We start from the raw sequence: 19,278 nt of genomic DNA on the forward strand, positions 1-19,278 counted from the left end.
GCAAACAATTTCTTCATAGATATCCCTTACTATTTACTTCATAGAAAAACTTCTATGCAATTACATTACGTCACGGACTTTCTACTCATTTGTAGCAAGTCTATTTTTTTCCATTTCTTTTAATAAACCTTTCTTTTCGCTCACACTCAATTCAATTTCTGCTAAATCGAGTGACACTTGCGATTCATAAGACGAATAGGCTTCAGCAAAATCAAAATCTTTCGGAACAAAAGCTGAATAAAATTCTTGTGCCAACGTTCCCCCTTTTCCTAAATACCCGTGACCTTTAACATCTTTGGTTTTAAAATGCTTATCCTTATTCACGTCACCAAAAATCATATCGTAACCAACATCTGACAGTTTCCCAACAGACATCCGAAACATAAAATTATCTCGTAACGCTGTTTGAATATATTGACCGTCTGGCCGCTGCATAGCTAAAATAATGAAAATGCCAGCTTGCCTAGCTTTTAAAATAAGCTGAGTCATATAGCCATTCGCTTCTTGTAACAACTTATAGCCATTTTCCATCGTTTCTAATTCCGTCATAAAAGCAGCCCATTCATCAATCACGATAAATTTAGGTGGAATATCATAGTAACTATAATTTTTCCCCATCTTAAATTTTGGTGATTCCTTCATGATCTTGTAACGCTTCACCATATCATCCACGCCCCGCCGCAAACAGCCTAAAATACCTAAACCAGTAAATACCTTACCTTCAAAAACAGGCAATCGACTTAACGTAGATAAATCTGCATCTTTAGGATCGCAAATCTCCACTTCAGCCACAGGCAGCAAAGCTAAAATAATCGACATCATGGTAAACGTCTTACCACCACCAGTACCACCACCAATCAACAAATGAGGATCAGAATTAAATTTCCAAGATACTCCACGCATCAAAAGAACACTCTCTTTTGTCGCTTTCATATCGGTAACTTTTAATCGAGACGCTTCAACATTCGATAGCAAACGGTATTCCACAAACCCTTTGTGATTCAAAATACCCATATTATCGGCCAAAAACATATCTTCCAAAAAAGTCCCCATCTTCATATATTTCTCCTGATTTTTGTTACCATCCATAGGAAGAAATATGGAGATCAAATTCTTTTTATTTCGATAATAAATCCGTGGAAATTTCATCTTGTCCTTAGCAGCTGGGCGGCCACTTGTTGAATTACCTTTTCTCTTTTTTAACGTAAAGAAACGATTTTCAACAATCATATTCGCTAAATTCCGACGTTCTCGAACCCGACTAAAAAAACCGTTCCGACTGTATGACAAGCGGCTCAAAAAATAAACAACAAAAAAACCTCCTACCAAAATCCCAAGTAAAGGTAACACCTGAAATAATGTAGCAAGCCAATCACTTTGACTATTTAATTGAAAATAAGGATAAAGTACAAAATATCCATAGCATCCAGCACCGACTAGAAACGGGATAAACCAGATAAACTGATAGAAACCATAGATATGCAAATGAAATTTTCGTATGCGAATACCACGATATACAAATAGTTTACTCATAAACACCTCCACTTCTTTTAACACATGCTACTTACTCCACAAACTTTCAAAAAATGATAAAAACAAATATCTACTTTACTTAGTCATATAAAATTCTATATAATTAAATGCGAACAATAATTAATTATCTATATAATGCTTAAATAAAGGAGCTGTTTTTATGTCAACAGAAGGTACCATATCAATTGTCATAGCTTTATTCGCTTTAATATTTCAAATTCTAGATTATTTTAGAAACTCTTCCACGTCAACTTTCTCTAATGAAAATTCAAGCCAAGTCATACCACAAGAATCAGACTTTAACGAAAAAAATAGCACATTTATAAAATGGATAATCAATATCTTTACTGTTATTACTTATTTTGCAATATTTATCTATTTTCTATACGAAGCTTTTAGTTCAAATCCAATAGAAAATTTCGCACTATCTAATTTAAGTTCAACCAATAAAATAATTTATGATAATGCTTTTCAAGCTAGCATAAATTTTGGCTTAGTTTCAATAACATCTATAATACTAATGGCCATCATTCTACTCTTGTTTTCTTTCATAAGAAAAAATATGACTCGAGCTCAAAGAGTATTAAACCTGCTATTTTTTGCAACTACAGCTATAACAAATTCTCTTCTTTTACTTTACTGGGTTTCACTAGACTCAAATACCTTTACATCATTCTTTCTAAATAGTCAAAACCAAGACTTAATAAAAGGATTAGTACAAACATATTCAGGTATGGCCGTATTCTTTCAATTATTCTACTCAATAATCGCTGGAACATTAATGTTGCAAACAAGTATTGATCCATTAAGAATGACAAAGGATTATCAAAATAATTTTTCCAAAGTTTTACTTTATTCTACTCTAATCATTGTCCCTATTGGATTACTTTTTTTGTTTAAATTCGCTCTTAATTGACAAATAATTGACCACTAACACAACAACATAGGCAATCAAACAAATAAGATTTGCTTTTTGGTTGCCTCCATCATCAGAATGTATCCCGTTAAATACAAGAATCATAAATATAAAGAGTGTTAACTCTGTTAGCAATAATACTTTTATAACATCGAACTTCATAAGCACCTCCACTTCGGTTTGCACCGACTGCTTACCTCGACAAGCAGACTGTCGATCACTTCAAAAGCAATTAAAAGCGAATACCCGCTTTTCCTCACTTTATCAGTCAATAAAATCCCCCACAGATCATGCTTTATAAGATAAATACCCCATCATCAACAAAAACAACAACAGAATCAATCGCATAATCCTTACCAAGTCGCTCATAATCAATATACGATTCTAATCCAGAAGAAACTTGATACGAATTACCTTCTCCACACAAATATCTACCAAAATCACTAAATGACTGAACACCAGAAACAAAACGACCAAAAGAATACTCCTGAAGCATATAAAAACATCAGTATAGTATTCATCAATTAAATATTTTGCATGCTTCTGAAACTCAGCTGGCATTGCTTTAAATTGCTCTACCATAGCCTTTAAATCAACAATCCTATCTGTTTCTCTAATTCTAAAAGGTGCTTCATAATCAGAAATGATAATTTCTTCGTTACCAGAATCATCCACGCCTAATTTTTGCGACACTATACTAGGCGCCACTGGTAAAGAAAACCATTCCCCCTTTTGTTTTTGACCTAACAATTCAACATAAATTTTAATTTCTGACACGTTAAATCCTCCTTTAAACTTTAAATTATTCGTTTACTTTTGGTAAAATAATGGTAGGAGGTGAAAAAAATGGGCTTATTCTTTACAACTTACAAAGTATTAAAAAATGAAGGAATGATTTTCGATAATTGGGTAACTGTCATCAGTAATCTTTCCTTAAAAGAAGCTGAGAAATATGTCAAAGACAAAACCAGCGGTCTTTTTAGTGACAGTAAAGACAAATACAAAATCGAAAAAGAATAACTACACTCCATGAACAAAAAATTTACCCATATCACACCAAGCGGCTTTATATGCCAAATACCACGCTTCGTCAGCCTTAGATAAAGGGAACTGCCAAGCATCTTCAATACGTGTTACCAAAAGTGGTGGTTCCCCATCTTTCAATTGTTCTCCTAAATATTTCCTCTGTCCCGAATCATAAAGAACTAAATATTTCTTTTCCTGATCCATTTTTTATCACCTCAAATCGGACAAAATGAACTGACAATAATCATGCAGCTGCCGAATCTCCCCTGCAACCTGCAACACATCTTCTTCTTGAAAATTAAAATAGGCATGAGCCAGATCATTCCGAATCCGCACATACCTATACCAGTTAATATTAGAATATTTTTCTTTTAGTTGTTCAGATAATCCATTCCGAATCTCTTCACCAATTGCCAATAAACACATCGCAATCGAATTTTTAATCGTACCAGTCATTTCTGATTCTTTCGATACTTGATGAGCTTTTTTTAAATCACGATCAATTTCATTACAATAATTTAAAATACTTCTTAGCACGACACGATCCTTATTTCTGATAGAGTAACACCTTCTCTTTTCTTAAATTTTCTAAAAAATGAGAACGAAATTCTATTATCTGCTTGTCTTGAAAAATACCAGTTTTAACTACATCAATAGATTTATTTAATACTTTTTCCAACTCTTCACGAAAATCACCAGTATCAAAAATATTCTTTATTTTTGAACCCTGAGAATCAATTAAAAAATCAATATCACTTTCGGACGTGGCTTCTCCACGAGCATAAGAACCAAACAAATACACCGTAGCCACCTCATACTTCTCAAATATTGGTAAGCATCGATCTAAAATCTCCTGTTTTGAATAAATCATCATGTCCACTCCTTATGCTCTAATGGATTATTTACCTTCAGCTGCCGCCTTATCCTTGCCGTCATTATTCGCTTTGCCAGCATTACCATTACCCGTAGCTTTAACATCCGTTACTTTTTTAATTCCTTCAGCTGTAATTTTAATATAATTATTGGTGTAACGGCCATTTCTAAATGCAAATAATTCGATATGTGGGGCTTTTAATTCTAATTTATCCCCAAAATCTAACTCAACTAAAGGAATAGAAACTGGAATAGTAATTGTTTCTTCACTCAACTGCTTAGAGCTTTGAACCACATACCGATAATCGGTGTCCGTCCACTCTCCTGTTTCTTCATCCTGCACACGGTTAGGATTTTTCATACGAAGAAACGTTAATTCTCCAAAAGAATCCACAATTTCTAATTCCAAACCTGCATTCAATTCGTTAATTTTAGCCATTTACCGCTGCCCCCTTTTCTAATTTCGTAGCAAAAATTGACCAACCTTTAACGGCACCGTCACCAGCTGCTTCACTAACTGGCACACAACGAACATCTTCCACATGAACCACTTCACCATACTTGAACGTCGATAAATTCAACCGAGGCGGAATCACAATTTCTAATGTTTCCCGCTGTTTTGAACTTAATAAAGCAACAGCAACACCAACAACTTTATTTCTTCTTGCAGTCTGATCAAATTCCGTAACTTCTTCTTTTTTTCCAACGTATGATAACGTTCCAAACGTTAACGCTGGGTTTACTTTACAAAATTCCACTTGTATTCCCCTTCTCATTTAAAATTTTTAAAATTAGATTTTTTCAATCCATTCGTCCTTGCAACCCTCGCTACAAATCCCAATAAAACTCATGGCAAATACTGCTCTTAATGGACTTACAGACACTTTGTCAGTCAAATACCTTTGCTTATCCTTACGGAACTCACAAATTCCATGTAGTATCATCAACGCCTAACTTTGTGGGCGATTTCTGAATTTTATAAATGGTTTCAGCAACCAACTACTTCAAAAGTTAGCAGAATCATGATAGAATACAATTTCTAAGGTTGTATTTTGTTAGATTCGTCTAGCAAAATGAAGTATGCACAAAACAAATAAGCTAAAATTGGATTTTTTGTTTCGTGTATACAGTTGTCAAGGATCAAGGATAATTGCATAATTGGAGTTGATTTTTGTCAACAAAAAAAGCGGAGGATAAGCGCATTATACGCAAATCCTCCGCTTTCAACGTCACCTAAGAAACAGTAAATTCCCAACTAAAACGTGCTATTCTTCCGCCATCTTTTCCTGTTAAAAATAAAAAAATAGCATAGAACTGACGTTCCTTTTTTGGTATACTTTAACTGTTGCTTTCGAGCAACGCCGAAAGGTGAATGCGCATTGTCTCCCAAGACGTGAATGCGACCTTCTTATCGCTTAGGGATTCCCGTCCCTGATAAGAAATAGCCTTTCGGTTTTTTGTTTTTCAACGAACAACTGGACTTCTGTCCAAATATTCATCTAGACAAAAATCAACTCACCCAAAGAATAAACTATTTTTTGAGTAAATGCAACTTGAAAAACATCATTTAAAAATTCGAGAGCAATTTATCAAAATTACTTCCCAAAAAAAGCATATCATAGGCTTATTTTTTTTACAACAAAAAAACGAACGTTTGTTCGTGTCTTTTTTTGTGAATTTACTTAAGAAAACCTTAAGTTTACATCTAAAAAATAATCCAAAAGAAGCCGCCTTCATAATCTCTTTCCAATAAATTAACACGAAAGCAAAATTTCCATTTCCTTAAAAAAAATGCTATACTAAACATACAAAAAGGGAAGTTGCGCTAACAACTCCCCTAATGCAGAACCGTTAAAAAGACGGTGGCTTCGTTTTAAATAGTTTTATAACCATCTTAACTCGCCAAAGTTAGAAGATGGTTATTTTTTTGGTCTTTTATGATCAAGTATCAGCAAAACTAATGTCGCAAAGGCGATCATCAGTTGAATTGCTTCAAACGTTGTCACTCGCTACTCCCTTCTAGGGATAAAGCTATGAACCATAGGCAATCACCCCTTTTTCAAGAGATTAGCTACCATCTTTTCACTTTTCTACTTGCATATTATAACATATAACAACAAACACACTGATAGTGTAAAAATATCATTATACAAATTGCTTAAAAGAATTAAGCTTTTGGTTCAATAACATATTTAGAATATCTAATAACTCATCAGAGTCTTGATTATTTACAATCGAGTGTCGTGGCTTATCATACATCTTTTTCAAAATAAGCGCATTCCCAATACTATCACAACTATTCAAAGTGTCTTCTGTTCCACCAGTAGTACGACAAGCACAAATACATATCGTACAATCATATGGATCTGAAGTTAAAACATCTATTTCTGATTTTAAAAATGCATCGTCATCACCAGCGGAACAAATACCGATCTTTATATCCTTAAAACTAAAAACAGCTGCAAAATCCTCAGACCTAACTCTTGTAAACCCTGTAAAATTGTTCACATCAGTTTCCCAAGATCCTTTAAATCGTTTACCATAATACCGGTATGCCTCTAATTTGAAATTGCTACTTGCAATCAACCTGTTAGCAACAATAAACAACGTCTTACTTTTGCCACTACCACCTTTACCACTCAAACCAACAATTCTCACATCATTCATCTAATCACTCCATTCATATTTTTTTAATCAAATTAATCTTCTAAAACCCCCTGTTCAATTAATAAACTTGCTACATAATTATAAGCAGTAAAAAGCTGATTCGGTTTGTAAATTTGCAACCACCATATAATTATCGACATTATTGACCCACCAATAAGTACAACTAATAAAGCAAAAACTATTGTCTTCCCATTTGTGGCTGAAAGATTTTCATTTAAATAATTCAATACAAAATTCAATAGTGCAGATAAAAAAACAGCAATAAAAACAGTAATATTCATTGAGAAATACTGCTTAGAGCTATCAATGTTTTGTTTAAAAGCATAATAATTATAAAGAAATTTATCCAGCTCTACCTCTTTTAAATTATTAAAAGTTTTTTTCCTAAAGAAAAAATTTAAATATTCATTTTTAGGTCTATCTAACGCATCCTCATAAAATTTCGATACAAAATCAAAATCAATCAATTCTTTTATTCGATAATCCTTTTTTCTAAGATATGCTTCTGTCACCCTCAACATATATTTGAAACCGAATCATAAATAGTTTTAATTTCAAAAAAAATCATTAACTTACCAATTTCCATTCTCCAAACCCCATTTTGTTATTTAATTCAAAAAAACAGCTAGTTTACATAACCACTATTATAACAAGTAGCCCATTTCCGTAAGCAGCAACCCTCCTCACTTTGTGAAAAAAAACTATTTCAATGTTTCACAAAAGAAAAACACTATTTTGCCAACATTTCCACCAACCTAAACTTTGTGAAATTTTCTTTTCACCGTTTTGACACATTGTTATTTAAAAGGACACAGACACAATTATTGGATGTATAATCAAATATCATTTTACTTAAGAAGATAACACTACTTGCCTACTCTTACTAAAAGTATACCACGTTTATTATTACCAACTTAACTATTTATTGCCTCAATTTAATTTTTTCATCTAGTACATTAGCTCCAACCCGAACCCCAAAAATAAGGAACTCTTATATACCACTTATCATCACGAGCAAGTGATTTTTCTTTATTCTGTTTATAGATTGGAGAACAACGTATGAATCTACTCAATCCTCATGTCGTTTTTACAGAACATTAGCTCATTTTACTCAACAATAAGCAGATACTTTTGTTTACTCACTTAATGGAAAACTTCAAACTACCGTCACCACACAAACTATAATCTTAGTAAGTGCACTCATCCTATCAACTTGTTAGGAAAGAAAAAACATCAAAGAAGATACCAAGAGCAGATACATTGACCTCCAGCAGTCAGCACATCCTTTATCTATTTGATATCCTTCTGTCAAAACAACGTTAAAACAAAAGAAATTGTACTAGTATCTGATTCTTCAATAATCTTAGGTTTTAAACTGTTTAACTCTTTTGAAGAAAAAACGTAAAAATAATCCACCAAGAATTATCTTAGTGGATAGTAGATTTTATTAATCAAGTACAACCTATTTTACATTATTCTTATAAAAATCAAGAAGATCTTTTCCTAATCCTTTTTTAAATTCTCTTTTTATTCTTAAAGTTGAAATGGTTTCAACAATAGTCTTTCTAAGACTATCACTCTGAAGATTGGTAAATCCTTCTCTCAATACAGCAGCAGTTCCTGTTTTATCATTCAGCAAAATTTCTTCGTACTCATTAAGTTTAGCTATAATATTCAAAAGTGATTCTTTTTGATCTATATTTTCAAACGCTAATCTTAATATTGTATAAATTAGTTTATTGGAACTACTTGAAACAGAAACTTTGGAAAATTCAAGTAAATTCATTAATCTATCGTTTGTAATACTAACTTCAGCAAGTTTTTCTATGAGATCAGTTCGTATTTCTTCTACCGAAAATTTAGATAAACTAGCTAAACTCTTTTTTATTATATTAGTATTTTCTATATTTGTACTACTTTCAATCACTAACTTGACAAGATTATCAATATTCATATTATTTATAAACTTAGTCACAACTTCACCTAATTGTTTCTTGCTTAGATTGGGATTTTTCAGGCTATCTGTGATTAATTCATTAATATTGGAAATGTTTGAAAATGCATTATTTATCACATCTAGTACCTTTTTTGGTTTTTCTGATATAGACATTTGTTTTACTAAAAATTTTCTATACATGGATAAACTATCAGAATCCCTAGGTCTAACATCATCATTATCTATTATAATATTAAGTATTGTATCATAGTTCGATTCTCCAGCATTGGACACTAGTAGGTTGAATATGTCTCTAAACTGATCTTCATTTATAACTCCACTTAAGCTCCGAATAGCTTGAATAGATCTATCTTGTTGTGCAACATATATTCTTTTTATAAAATTTATAAAAGCTGAAAGATTATCCACTGAAAGATTATTTTTAACTCTCCCTACAAGTATTAGAACAAAATCAAAGTATGTTGGATAGCTACTATAGTACGAGCCCACTGTATGAATAATATCGGACAATATTATGTTAATACTTCCTATATACTTTTCTTTATTCGAGATTATGGAAAATATCGTATTTTCTTGTTCATAGCTTTCTTTATTATATTTCTTAGACTCATCAGTCAATTTAGCTACAAATCGTTGTTCTTGTTCTTCTGAAAAATAATCTATAACTTTTCGCAAAAGAGAATCATTACTAGAATCTCTGAAAACAGCATCAATCAAACTATTAATCGTCGAATCAATAAATTCGAATTTTGAATTTTTTCCAATATATTCTAACACATCATCCATTTCTTCAGATTCTACATAGTGAACCGTGAAATCCGTAAACAAATCTTTATTATTAATGTTTACCTCATACTTCAATTTATTTAGTAATGAATAAATTGATTCACTATTTTTAGCGTAATCTAAAGAAACTAATTTTTCAGCGAATTTAGTAGAAATTGAAGACTCCAAATTCCCGCAAAATTCCTCGGAAAGTAATTCATCTAGTACAGGTAACACCGTAGGATATTCTACAAGATTTAACAACTCATTTGCAATTTGATTTTCGGATTCTTCACTATCAAGTAGCAAAAAAACATTTTTTAAATGACTGATACTATTCTCACTAAAATCATTAGTTGTATATAAGTAATTACAAAATACTTTAAACCACTCTATTCCCCATAAATAGTTATAAATTTCAGATTTACTTAAAACAACATTTTCAAATTTAGCAATCTCAAAATCCGGATTGTCTGTAGCATTCTTAATAATTAGAGTACTGATATTTTTAGTTAACCCTTTTTGCGAACTACTCAGTAAGTCCCAGTTATTTTTGATAGTATCCATACTATCAGCTAAAACTCTTTCATTATTTTCTTTGCTAGTAAGAGATAATAGATACTTATCTAAAAATTGATTTGCAAAATCTTCTCTAGATGCAGCAGACTTAACCTCGAAAACATTATGTGTAGAAACTGAATACAAGAAATCGAAGTCGTAATTTTCAAGTGTTTTTTCTACAATCGTATTTGCAACTTCCATTTTCTTATCACCAGACAAACTATCAAAAACTTGAATAACAGAATAGATAGTATCTTCGATATCTTCTCTAGAATTTTCTAGGTAATAATTAATAAAACTACTTAGTGATTCGTTTTCTTCTAGTAAATCAGTCAATAGGGAATAGTTTTGGCTACTTAAAGCATTAACCGTTCTTTGCTGTAATTTATCTCCAGTTTGAATACTGATATCATCTTGAGCAATATACATAAATGGAGCGATATTGCTGACATTATACTTTCTAGTCCTATTTAAAAAATTAAATAAGCTCTCATACTCGTTCTTAATCTTTAATAAACCCGATTGAGTTTCAAAGTATTCTTGAAGGTTATTATCTAAATATTTAAACTCAACTATTGATTTATTTTGATAATCTAAAATTTTATCAAGATAATTAAAATCTTGAAAAAGCAAATCATAGAAATGATTAAAATCGGCTTGAAGAACAGAAATTTTTGCAATCTGTTCTTGTCCTACATCACTTGTGAAAAGGCCAGATTTTACTTTATGAGACTTCTCTCTTTCATATGCAATCATATAGTTGTTGATAAAGGCATTAATAAGTTTTTTAACTTGTCTAGGTGTTGTTACATCAGAATGGATAATAATTTTTTTTAAGATTCTACTGAATTTTTCTAACGAACAATATTCATTAATAAAGTCTGGTGCCTCTTGCTTCACTAACTCTTCTGCATATTTGTTTATATCAAAATATAAAAGTGGAGGCAAATAGATTTTAAATTGAAATAGCTTATCCAAAATGAGTTCACTTTCAATTATGTCTGCTTCATTATCAAATTCATCTGCCCTTCTTTTTTCTAACGCCAATTTAATTATCTCATCGTCAAATGGAACTATAAAAATACAATTTTTGAATCCTACGAAAGCTTTTAAAGCATCTAGCGCCTCTACTATTTTTTCTATACTCAATCTATCTAAATCATCAATAATAGTTACAATCTTTAAATTAGGATTCTTTGTAAGTTTATCTTGAATGGTACTTTCTAAAAATAATTCATAATCATCGACTGTTTCAATTGGAAAATTAAGTTCTATTTTCTTTGTTTCTTTTTCATGATAACTATCAATAGCCATTTTTATCATGAATAAGATTATGGGAATAAAAAGAAGTGTTGCAATATTTCTACAGTAACCAAGAAATACACTTGTCATTGTAAACACTTCGTCAAGATGGTTTGCTTGAACATACTTATATACTCCAAATCCCGAAAATGTTAATCCTAAAATTACTAAAAACATAATTCCAAAATTTTTCCATTTATTGAATATATCTCTATCTTTTTCAGTTTTTGTGGTTGACGATATTTGGCTGTTGATAATTTTATTAAACTCTTTGATAATTACTTGATAACTACTACTACTGTCATCACTTATACCTTTCCATAGTTGTTTAAGGAATACCTTTTTTAACGATTCTTTTTCATATTTCCAAGCATTAATCTCTTGAATCATGATATCTTCATCCGATGCAAGCATACCCTTAACAATGTTTATCAGTGAAGATTTACCCAGTCCCCACTTCCCTATTACTGCAATATTATAAGGCGGATTGTTGGTTTTTATAATCCTATTCATAACCTTAGAAATATTTGCATAATTAAACATATCGTTATCTACACTTTTCAATGAAGTATCTTTTATAAAATACTTTTTTTTTATTGCTGACACGCTATTCCCTCCTCATAATCCAATTTTTTCTTCTTGTTAATAACAGCTTAGTTTCTCGTTAAAATATTTTTTGAGTAACACTATGAATTCCATAATTACTATAAAATTTGTTCATCTAGGAAATTTCTAAGATTTATATTTTCGAAGTTGTGCTAAATTTCTCGGTTATCAAGCAAACTTTGTTCGCAATATCAAGTTAAATACTCAATTTTAGAATTCCCTTACCATCCTATCTCTTTCATATATCACAGCTACCGATTTATTCTGGTGCATAATAACCTCTTGACGAATACACCCGACAAAAAACAACGTCAACGTTTTAAACAAATAATTATCTGTATTTTGAATCGTATGATCTGTCCGTAATTTTTGAATAACTTTACGTACTTGCAAATCTAATTCCTCTTGCCAGTTTTCAGCAACCAACACTCTTTTTTCTTGTTGTTCAGCAGCCTTCTTAGCACGCTGCACAATCCCTACCGTTGAATAGGCCTGATCAAACGTTTTTGAAAATAGAGCTATAAATTTAAGCGTATTCTCAGCTAAAAAGGTTTGATCATTGGTCAAATGAAATGTTGCTAGCAATTCAGCATCAAAATCAGCAGCTTTTTTAGTATCTGTATTTAATGTATCTGTATTTAATGTGTCTAAAGAAGTCTTAAATAGATTGTTTGCGATTTCCGCAATTTGGGAAGAAGCCACGTCAGCATTGGGATTCTCTTGAATTGCGATTTTCGCAATTTGAGGAGAAAGACCATCAGAACAACGATTCTCTTGAATTGCGATTTTCGCAATTTGAGAAACAGGAGCCAAAGAATCCGTTTGAAAGACATCAGTTGCAGCTACCGCTGGCTTACCTAAATATAAATAATTGGGTTGTCCTTCTTTTTGGCCATTCACAATTTTAGGCGGTTGCCGCTTTTGGAATAATAAGCCGCACGCTTCCAACTCTTTTTTGATTTTGCTGACTTTACCTTCACGACAATTAAGCAAGTCCATTAGCTCAACAACCGTAAAAATGAAATAAATATTGTCGTCACCATCTACCCAATTATTTTGAATTGAATAATCAAAACGATCCTTCAAAAGCGTATAAGCAATTTTAGCATCATTGGACATTGACCGATACTTTTCACTCGTAAAAAAAATTTGTGGTAACTGAAAATATTTCTCCCGATAAACTTCAGTTGATTTATAAAATTCAAAATTACTCATAATAGTATTACCTCTAAAATATCCGACTTTAAATTATATAACTAGCTTAATAGACTTTTTTTTATTTGAATACCCCATTTTATTTTATGTAGTAAAATAGTAGAATAGTAAAGTAGTAAGATAGTAAGATATATGAATAGTAGAATAGTAAGATAGTAGAATAGTAATCTTCAATAGTACAGATGCTTTAATATCAACCATTTCAACTCCATTTAAATAGATATTTACTACAAATAGTAAAATAGTAGAATAGTAAAGTAGTAGAATAGTAAGATAGTAAAATAGTAAATTTCAATAAATAATATTTGTAGTAAGAAAGTATCTATGGTAAAATACTTTATGTAGTAAGAAATGATAAAGGAGAATGAGTTATGGCAAAAAAGATTGTTTTTGGAAACTTCAAAGGTGGAGTTGGTAAAACTACAAATTCTGTTATGGTTGCTTATGAGTTAGCCAAAAAAGGATTTAAAGTTTTGGTTTGTGATCTAGACCCTCAAGCAAATTCTACGCAACTTTTAATAAGAACATACGGCCTACAAAATAATCAAGAACTAGTTATTCAGAAAACCATGATGGTTGCAATTCAAGAAAAAAATATCAAACCTGCGATTGTAAATATAATGCCAAATTTAGATTTACTACCTTCACATAAAGATTTCGTTGATTATCCAGATTTCCTTGAATTAACTTTTTTACCTAATACACCAAATTATAAAGAGGAAAGAATGGCTTTTTTCACAAAACTATTACAGCCGATTGAAAATCAATATGACTATATAATTTTTGACGTACCGCCAACTTTATCTATCTTTACAGGAACAGCACTCTATTCTTCTGACTTTATAGTAATTGTACTACAAACTCAACAAAGATCATTAGACGGTGCAGAAGCCTTCTGGGAGTATCTTCAAACATTATACAATGAATACGATGCAATAGATTTTGATATTGCAGGAGTTCTTCCTGTATTGCTTAAAAACGATTCAGGAATAGACAATCAGATAATTAAGGACGCATCCGATTCTTTTGGTAACGAAATGATTTTCACTACAATTATCAAACATATGGAAAGACTAAAAAGATATGATCGAAAAGGAATTTCAGAGGAAGGCTACACATCTGTCTATGATTTTCACGATCGCAAAGTCCATGAATTATACAATCAACTGGCTGACGAAATAATTAATAGAACAAATTCGGAGGATTAATTATGCCAAAATATGAATTCAAAAAAACAAATAAATCAAAAAAAGAAACGAAACCGATAGAGTCAACCAAAATATCAGAGCCAGTTTCAACCTTTAACCTTTCAGAATTTGCAAAAGAAAATCAACAAATTTCAGATACCAAAGCTAAAATGGGACGACCAAGAAAAAATAAAGTATACAGTACAATCCGAATCCAAAAATACAATGTAAATAGAATTAATTCTTTACAAAATACTTTAGAATTTGATACTCAGGACGATTTGATTAATTTTCTAATTGATAGAGCAGAAAATACGCTTGAAAATGAACAAAGAATTATGTTCGACATGTATATGAAAACTTATGAAGCTAGGGATAAAAAAACTAAATAAAAAGGGAAGAAGGAAAATTTATGAAAAAATATATTGTACCATTTTTAGTTGGAATACTTTTACTCGTAGGTTGTTCTTCAAATGAGCCATCTGAAAACGCACAAAAAGCTATCGACAAAGTAGTCAATTACCTCGAAGTAGCAAATGCTTCTGAAGATATAGACTACTCTGATATTGAAAATAATTTTAGCTTCAAAATATACGAAGATAGCAATACAAAAGCTTTACTCATAGAATCTTACTCACCGTCAAAAGAAGAACCTAACAAATACTTAGATCATTATTATTACGATATAGATACCGATAATCTCACATATTATGCAGCAGATTCTGATTATAATAAGAAATTGGATAGTGGTGATTATTCAATTATCTATACTTCAGGAAAATTTGCTGAATAGAAAAAGACCTAGACAAATTCTGTCTAGGTTTTTTTAATTCTTCCAGATCATTCAACCCATAAAAAAATTTTGCCAATCATTTTTGGTTTTGCGCTACATTTTTATCATTTCAAGTTTGCTCTAACTGCGAAAGCCTTCTAAAGTTTCACTTCGTGTTTAAAAGGTTTCTCGTAAGATCAAACCAAAATCGACAAGGACAAGCGTTGTGCTTCTAGCATCCTTGTCTATTTTTAATTGAATGATAAAAGCTACGCAACAAAACGCAAAAAATTCAGCCTTTCGACTTCGTATGTAGCGAAATCCAAAAAGGCAAAAGAATTTAAAAAAAAAATCAGAAAAGGACTGGTAAACATGACAAGACTAGAACAATCAGAAAAGAAATTAGAAAGATTAAAAACAGAATATCAAGAAATGAGTAACCGAGCAGCTGCTGAAAGAAAAAAAATTCCTTTAGGACAACCCATCATTGGACGACCTGATATATACAAAACAGCTAGACGTTATCAAGAAGGTGCTTTTCGGAAACAAGAAGAAATTGAACAGCAAGAAATGAGAGTGGCCAAATTACAAAAAGTAGAAGAATTTAAAAATGCAAATGAATTATTACAAGACGTGCATGTAGTTGGCAAATCCGAGTACGCAACAGTAGGAGCCAAAACTTCCGTAAATAATATTGATTACTTTAAAAACGAATTGGCCAAACTTGAACAATTAAACGAAGAAGCAAAAGCCCACAACAAAGCAAAGAAAACACCTAAGATGGTAACTTATGGCACAAAAATTACTAAGCTAAAACGCAAACTTGAACAGCTTGAATCTATGAAAAATAAGTCTGACAATCAAATTATTTCTGATAAAGCGCAACAATTAATCGACAATGAGCTAGTCACGCAATGGAAGAAAAAACCAATTTACTATTTTGTAAAAGGACTAAAAAAAGTAGCAGTAGAGCTTGACGAATCAGGAAATTTTCAACCTTCGCAACGCTATTACCCATATACAGAAACCGATAAAAATTATCTAGAAAATCTTTTAGCATAGCACCATCAGAGAAAAGAGTAGGTGAGAAAACCTACTCTTTTTATTATTAATTGAAAGAAAGGAAACAAAGCTAAACTACGCTTTGTCATTCATTTTTAATCACAATTTTTTGGTTTTGCGCTACATTTTTATCATTTCAAGTTTGCTCTAACTGCGAAAGCCTTCCAAAGTTTCACTTCGTGTTTAAAAGGTTTCTCGTAAGATCAAACCAAAATCGACAAGGACAAGCGTTGTGCTTTCAGCATCCTTGTCTATTCTTAATTGAATGATAAAAGCTACGCAACAAAACGCAAAAAATTCAGCCTTTCGACTTCGTATGTAGCGAAATCCAAAAAGGCAAAAGGAGAAAAAACTATGAACATAAAAAACTTAACTGCACAACACCTTTTTTGTAACTCGGCAAACGGTACTTGGGACAGAGATAGGTACGACTTTGAAGTACGTTCACCAATGGCAACCAAAGAATACATCATCATGATTGACTTTTTAAATCAAGAAATCACAGGAATCCAATTAGCGTATGGTTCAAGTTACCCATTAGAAACTGAAGATTGTCTCCCATTCTTAGAATACTTCACACAACATCAGAAACAATTAAGAGATTTTAGTCAATTGCTGGATAGGAAAGGGGACGTTTAACATGAACTTTGATAATCTATTAAACAAGCTATACTCTTTAGCTAAAGAAACCAACAATCCAACAACAAAGACTCAATTACTAAACTTAACCACTGACATCAAGAAAAATGGACTTCCTGATAATGAAAGTTTTAATCAATTTTTGGCAAACTTAACAAACATTACACCTCCAATACCAGAAAATAGTTTAATAGCCATTTATCACCTATCTAACAACTAAAAAAAAGACCTAGACAAAAATCTAGGTCTTTTATGCTTATTCTGTCACTTTTGCAATTAAATCAAAGGTAAAGCCACTTGCTTTCCAATCAGATTCTTCTAAAGTATAGGTGACAGACATAATAATTCTATTTTCGTCTCCATGATTCGACATCAAAATAAAATTAACTGCCTGAAATTCAGTATCAGAAACCTGTCTATAATACGCAACTTTATCCCCAACCTCTGATTCAGTGGAATCGACTTCATCTGCTGACAAAGTATTGTATTCCTCAAATAATTCAGCGGTCATATAAGATTGCAGCAACTCTAAACGATTCTCATTAGTGCCATAAAAAGTGTTTACCAGCGCTTCATTTAGCAGCCTAACTTGATCTTCATTCACCACATCCAACGGCTCCTCGCTTACATCAGAGCCTTCCTCACTATCATTTGTTTCCTCAGCTACTTCTGAAGGTTCACTGCTGCTTGTTGTAGTGATTTCTTTAGAAGAACTATTCGGAACTGTAATAATAGAAGCAGCAGACTGCTGACTTTCTAAAGTCGCTACCTCTTGCCTTAAATCATCATTTTGGAAGGTAAGATACACAATCGTTCCTCCGAACAATAAAAACAGACCAGCCATTACTAGCCAACTTTTTTTCATATTTTCTCCTTTCTATTTTACGGCATCGGTAACACAGTCGCAGGGTCAACAAAATTACCGTATAAACTTAACCGAACCTCAAAATGTAAATGTGGCCCTGTTGATTGGCCCGTAGAGCCTACATAGCCAATTACTTGCCCTTGCTTCACCTTATCCCCAACACGAACAGCCATGCTGCTTTGATGGGCATACAACGTATACAGCGCATCATCATGCTTAATAATCACACAATTTCCATAATTAGTGACAGGAGGCCCATCAAACTGGGCAATTACAACCTCCCCATCCGCAACGGCATAAATTTTATCACCACTAGGCTGTGCAAAATCTAGTCCATTGTGATTCGATTGCTTACCAGTAACAGGATTTACACGAGGGCCGAACCCACTTGAAACGTTGGGATTCTGTACAGGTAAAATAAAACCATACTCACCAGAATCAACTTGATTATTTTCGGTACCAAGATATTGTTTCACCATTTGAGCGTAAAACATATTTCCATAGTTATACCGCCATGAATAGCCTAAACTAGTGGAAATAGCATTAATATAAGTTACCCTCTGACCACCAGACTGCTGCTTAGAAAAAGCTATCGCATTTTCAAAAGAATATACATCGTCACAAAAAGATAAATAGCCATAACCATAGTTATAACCTTGAATAACATTCAAGGGGTCAATATTTTCACCACTTTTCAGCCCACTAGCAAAATAAGCAACACCAATTTCAATAGATTCGTTCGGGTCTTGAATAGTATTTGGCGGCCAGCCTTTAGATTCGCTACATTGCATAATATCAGGCGTTTTTTCTGCATTCCCGCCAGATTCCACCATAATCAAGGCTAGAATATAAGGGACGGCATCAGGAATCTCGTTTTTCTGACATTCAGTATTTACTTTATCTTTCCAACGTAAGACTTCTTCAGGTAAGTTAACATTTCCTACACTCCCAACATCAGCTACTTCCTTCTCACTTAACCCACCACCAAAAATCATAAGAAATCCCATAAACACAACGCCAATAAATAATAAAACTCCTAATGCCATTTTTTTCATTAGGAGTTCCTCATTTCATTCAGTTTTTCATTGAAGTCTGCTTGATCTTCAATGCTTGGCCGCTTTGGTCTGTCAAACGGAACGATTTTAGGTGGTGTATGTGAATGATCTTCATTGAAACCATAAGATAATTCTGTACTCGTAGAGAAATTATCTCCATAATCAACTTGATTCTCAGACAGACCAGCAACATAGGAATTACCTTGCATTGAACCATCTACGCTATCTAATAAATCATTATTTCTAGAACCATCATGGCCAGTCATTGTATCTAAAC

At 32.2% G+C, this 19,278-nt stretch carries 24 protein-coding genes; 8 read left to right on the top strand and 16 right to left on the bottom strand.

Features of this window, described 5'->3' with window-relative positions:
* Nucleotides 1-81: 81 nt before the first annotated feature.
* Complete coding sequence (locus AC1Z3S_RS18730) at nucleotides 82-1,533, bottom strand: FtsK/SpoIIIE domain-containing protein (protein WP_461741641.1); 1,452 nt, start codon at nucleotides 1,531-1,533, stop codon at nucleotides 82-84.
* Nucleotides 1,534-1,693: 160 nt separating this feature from the next.
* Between AC1Z3S_RS18730 and AC1Z3S_RS18735 the strand changes: the two genes are divergently transcribed.
* Nucleotides 1,694-2,449: a hypothetical protein gene (locus tag AC1Z3S_RS18735; RefSeq protein WP_461741642.1), complete on the top strand. Its 756-nt coding sequence runs from the start codon at nucleotides 1,694-1,696 to the stop codon at nucleotides 2,447-2,449.
* A gap of 295 nt (nucleotides 2,450-2,744) precedes the next feature.
* Here the strand turns inward: AC1Z3S_RS18735 and AC1Z3S_RS18740 are convergent, their stop codons facing one another.
* Together AC1Z3S_RS18740 and AC1Z3S_RS18745 are read right to left on the bottom strand one after the other, a co-directional pair.
* The gene (locus tag AC1Z3S_RS18740) at nucleotides 2,745-2,876 is read right to left on the bottom strand and encodes a hypothetical protein (RefSeq protein ID WP_461741643.1); all 132 of its coding nucleotides are present in this window, start codon (nucleotides 2,874-2,876) and stop codon (nucleotides 2,745-2,747) included.
* On the bottom strand, nucleotides 2,834-3,226 hold the full coding sequence (locus tag AC1Z3S_RS18745; RefSeq protein ID WP_461741644.1) for an antirestriction protein ArdA: 393 nt from the start codon (nucleotides 3,224-3,226) through the stop codon (nucleotides 2,834-2,836). Before AC1Z3S_RS18745 ends, AC1Z3S_RS18740 begins: the two co-directional genes overlap by 43 nt.
* 69 nt (nucleotides 3,227-3,295) lie before the next feature.
* On the opposite strand from AC1Z3S_RS18745, the gene AC1Z3S_RS18750 reads away from it, so the two are divergent.
* Nucleotides 3,296-3,469: a hypothetical protein gene (locus AC1Z3S_RS18750; RefSeq protein WP_461741645.1), complete on the top strand. Its 174-nt coding sequence runs from the start codon at nucleotides 3,296-3,298 to the stop codon at nucleotides 3,467-3,469.
* Here AC1Z3S_RS18750 and AC1Z3S_RS18755 read toward each other — a convergent pair whose 3' ends face one another.
* The 10 genes from AC1Z3S_RS18755 to AC1Z3S_RS18800 form a co-directional block, all read right to left on the bottom strand.
* Nucleotides 3,470-3,679 carry a hypothetical protein gene (locus AC1Z3S_RS18755; protein WP_461741646.1) on the bottom strand — a complete coding sequence of 70 codons (210 nt, stop codon included), beginning with the start codon at nucleotides 3,677-3,679 and terminating at the stop codon, nucleotides 3,470-3,472. It abuts the gene before it with no gap.
* Nucleotides 3,680-3,685: 6 nt separating this feature from the next.
* Nucleotides 3,686-4,012, bottom strand: a complete 327-nt coding sequence (locus AC1Z3S_RS18760; protein WP_461741647.1) for a HepT-like ribonuclease domain-containing protein — start codon at nucleotides 4,010-4,012, stop codon at nucleotides 3,686-3,688.
* A gap of 10 nt (nucleotides 4,013-4,022) precedes the next feature.
* The gene (locus AC1Z3S_RS18765) at nucleotides 4,023-4,346 is read right to left on the bottom strand and encodes a nucleotidyltransferase family protein (protein ID WP_461741648.1); all 324 of its coding nucleotides are present in this window, start codon (nucleotides 4,344-4,346) and stop codon (nucleotides 4,023-4,025) included.
* Nucleotides 4,347-4,373: 27 nt separating this feature from the next.
* Nucleotides 4,374-4,787 (bottom strand): DUF961 family protein, encoded by a 414-nt coding sequence (locus AC1Z3S_RS18770; RefSeq protein ID WP_461741649.1) that lies wholly within the window; start codon nucleotides 4,785-4,787, stop codon nucleotides 4,374-4,376.
* A complete protein-coding gene (locus tag AC1Z3S_RS18775; protein ID WP_461741650.1) occupies nucleotides 4,780-5,106 on the bottom strand; it encodes a DUF961 family protein in 327 nt (108 codons plus the stop codon). Before AC1Z3S_RS18775 ends, AC1Z3S_RS18770 begins: the two co-directional genes overlap by 8 nt.
* A 1,161-nt stretch (nucleotides 5,107-6,267) precedes the next feature.
* Nucleotides 6,268-6,354, bottom strand: a complete 87-nt coding sequence (locus AC1Z3S_RS18780; protein ID WP_461741664.1) for a putative holin-like toxin — start codon at nucleotides 6,352-6,354, stop codon at nucleotides 6,268-6,270.
* Nucleotides 6,355-6,493: 139 nt separating this feature from the next.
* Nucleotides 6,494-7,015, bottom strand: a complete 522-nt coding sequence (locus AC1Z3S_RS18785) for a hypothetical protein (protein ID WP_461741651.1) — start codon at nucleotides 7,013-7,015, stop codon at nucleotides 6,494-6,496.
* Between the two features lie 32 nt (nucleotides 7,016-7,047).
* Nucleotides 7,048-7,527, bottom strand: a complete 480-nt coding sequence (locus AC1Z3S_RS18790) for a hypothetical protein (RefSeq protein ID WP_461741652.1) — start codon at nucleotides 7,525-7,527, stop codon at nucleotides 7,048-7,050.
* A gap of 950 nt (nucleotides 7,528-8,477) precedes the next feature.
* Nucleotides 8,478-12,206, bottom strand: coding sequence for a KAP family P-loop NTPase fold protein (locus AC1Z3S_RS18795; RefSeq protein ID WP_461741653.1), 3,729 nt, complete (start codon nucleotides 12,204-12,206; stop codon nucleotides 8,478-8,480).
* A 210-nt stretch (nucleotides 12,207-12,416) separates the two neighbouring features.
* Nucleotides 12,417-13,421 carry a replication initiator protein A gene (locus tag AC1Z3S_RS18800; RefSeq protein WP_461741654.1) on the bottom strand — a complete coding sequence of 335 codons (1,005 nt, stop codon included), beginning with the start codon at nucleotides 13,419-13,421 and terminating at the stop codon, nucleotides 12,417-12,419.
* Between the two features lie 371 nt (nucleotides 13,422-13,792).
* On the opposite strand from AC1Z3S_RS18800, the gene AC1Z3S_RS18805 reads away from it, so the two are divergent.
* The 6 genes from AC1Z3S_RS18805 (at nucleotide 13,793) to AC1Z3S_RS18830 (ending at nucleotide 17,301) form a co-directional block, all read left to right on the top strand.
* Nucleotides 13,793-14,629 carry a ParA family protein gene (locus AC1Z3S_RS18805; RefSeq protein WP_461741655.1) on the top strand — a complete coding sequence of 279 codons (837 nt, stop codon included), beginning with the start codon at nucleotides 13,793-13,795 and terminating at the stop codon, nucleotides 14,627-14,629.
* Nucleotides 14,630-14,631: 2 nt separating this feature from the next.
* Nucleotides 14,632-15,000: a Replication-associated protein RepC gene (locus AC1Z3S_RS18810; protein ID WP_461741656.1), complete on the top strand. Its 369-nt coding sequence runs from the start codon at nucleotides 14,632-14,634 to the stop codon at nucleotides 14,998-15,000.
* Nucleotides 15,001-15,020: 20 nt separating this feature from the next.
* Nucleotides 15,021-15,401 (top strand): putative periplasmic lipoprotein, encoded by a 381-nt coding sequence (locus tag AC1Z3S_RS18815; protein WP_461741657.1) that lies wholly within the window; start codon nucleotides 15,021-15,023, stop codon nucleotides 15,399-15,401.
* 351 nt (nucleotides 15,402-15,752) lie between these two features.
* Nucleotides 15,753-16,442 carry a hypothetical protein gene (locus tag AC1Z3S_RS18820; RefSeq protein ID WP_461741658.1) on the top strand — a complete coding sequence of 230 codons (690 nt, stop codon included), beginning with the start codon at nucleotides 15,753-15,755 and terminating at the stop codon, nucleotides 16,440-16,442.
* 354 nt (nucleotides 16,443-16,796) lie between these two features.
* The gene (locus tag AC1Z3S_RS18825; protein WP_461741659.1) at nucleotides 16,797-17,081 is read left to right on the top strand and encodes a hypothetical protein; all 285 of its coding nucleotides are present in this window, start codon (nucleotides 16,797-16,799) and stop codon (nucleotides 17,079-17,081) included.
* Nucleotide 17,082: 1 nt separating this feature from the next.
* On the top strand, nucleotides 17,083-17,301 hold the full coding sequence (locus AC1Z3S_RS18830; RefSeq protein WP_461741660.1) for a hypothetical protein: 219 nt from the start codon (nucleotides 17,083-17,085) through the stop codon (nucleotides 17,299-17,301).
* Between the two features lie 36 nt (nucleotides 17,302-17,337).
* Here AC1Z3S_RS18830 and AC1Z3S_RS18835 read toward each other — a convergent pair whose 3' ends face one another.
* From AC1Z3S_RS18835 to AC1Z3S_RS18845, 3 genes are all read right to left on the bottom strand, one after another.
* A complete protein-coding gene (locus AC1Z3S_RS18835; RefSeq protein ID WP_461741661.1) occupies nucleotides 17,338-17,946 on the bottom strand; it encodes a hypothetical protein in 609 nt (202 codons plus the stop codon).
* 17 nt (nucleotides 17,947-17,963) lie between these two features.
* On the bottom strand, nucleotides 17,964-19,001 hold the full coding sequence (locus AC1Z3S_RS18840; RefSeq protein ID WP_461741662.1) for a lysozyme family protein: 1,038 nt from the start codon (nucleotides 18,999-19,001) through the stop codon (nucleotides 17,964-17,966).
* On the bottom strand, nucleotides 19,001-19,278 hold a 278-nt coding region (locus tag AC1Z3S_RS18845; protein ID WP_461741663.1), incomplete at its 5' end, for a hypothetical protein. The genes AC1Z3S_RS18840 and AC1Z3S_RS18845, both read right to left, overlap by 1 nt.

The sequence above is a fragment of the Enterococcus sp. LJL90 genome (genome assembly GCF_056924355.1).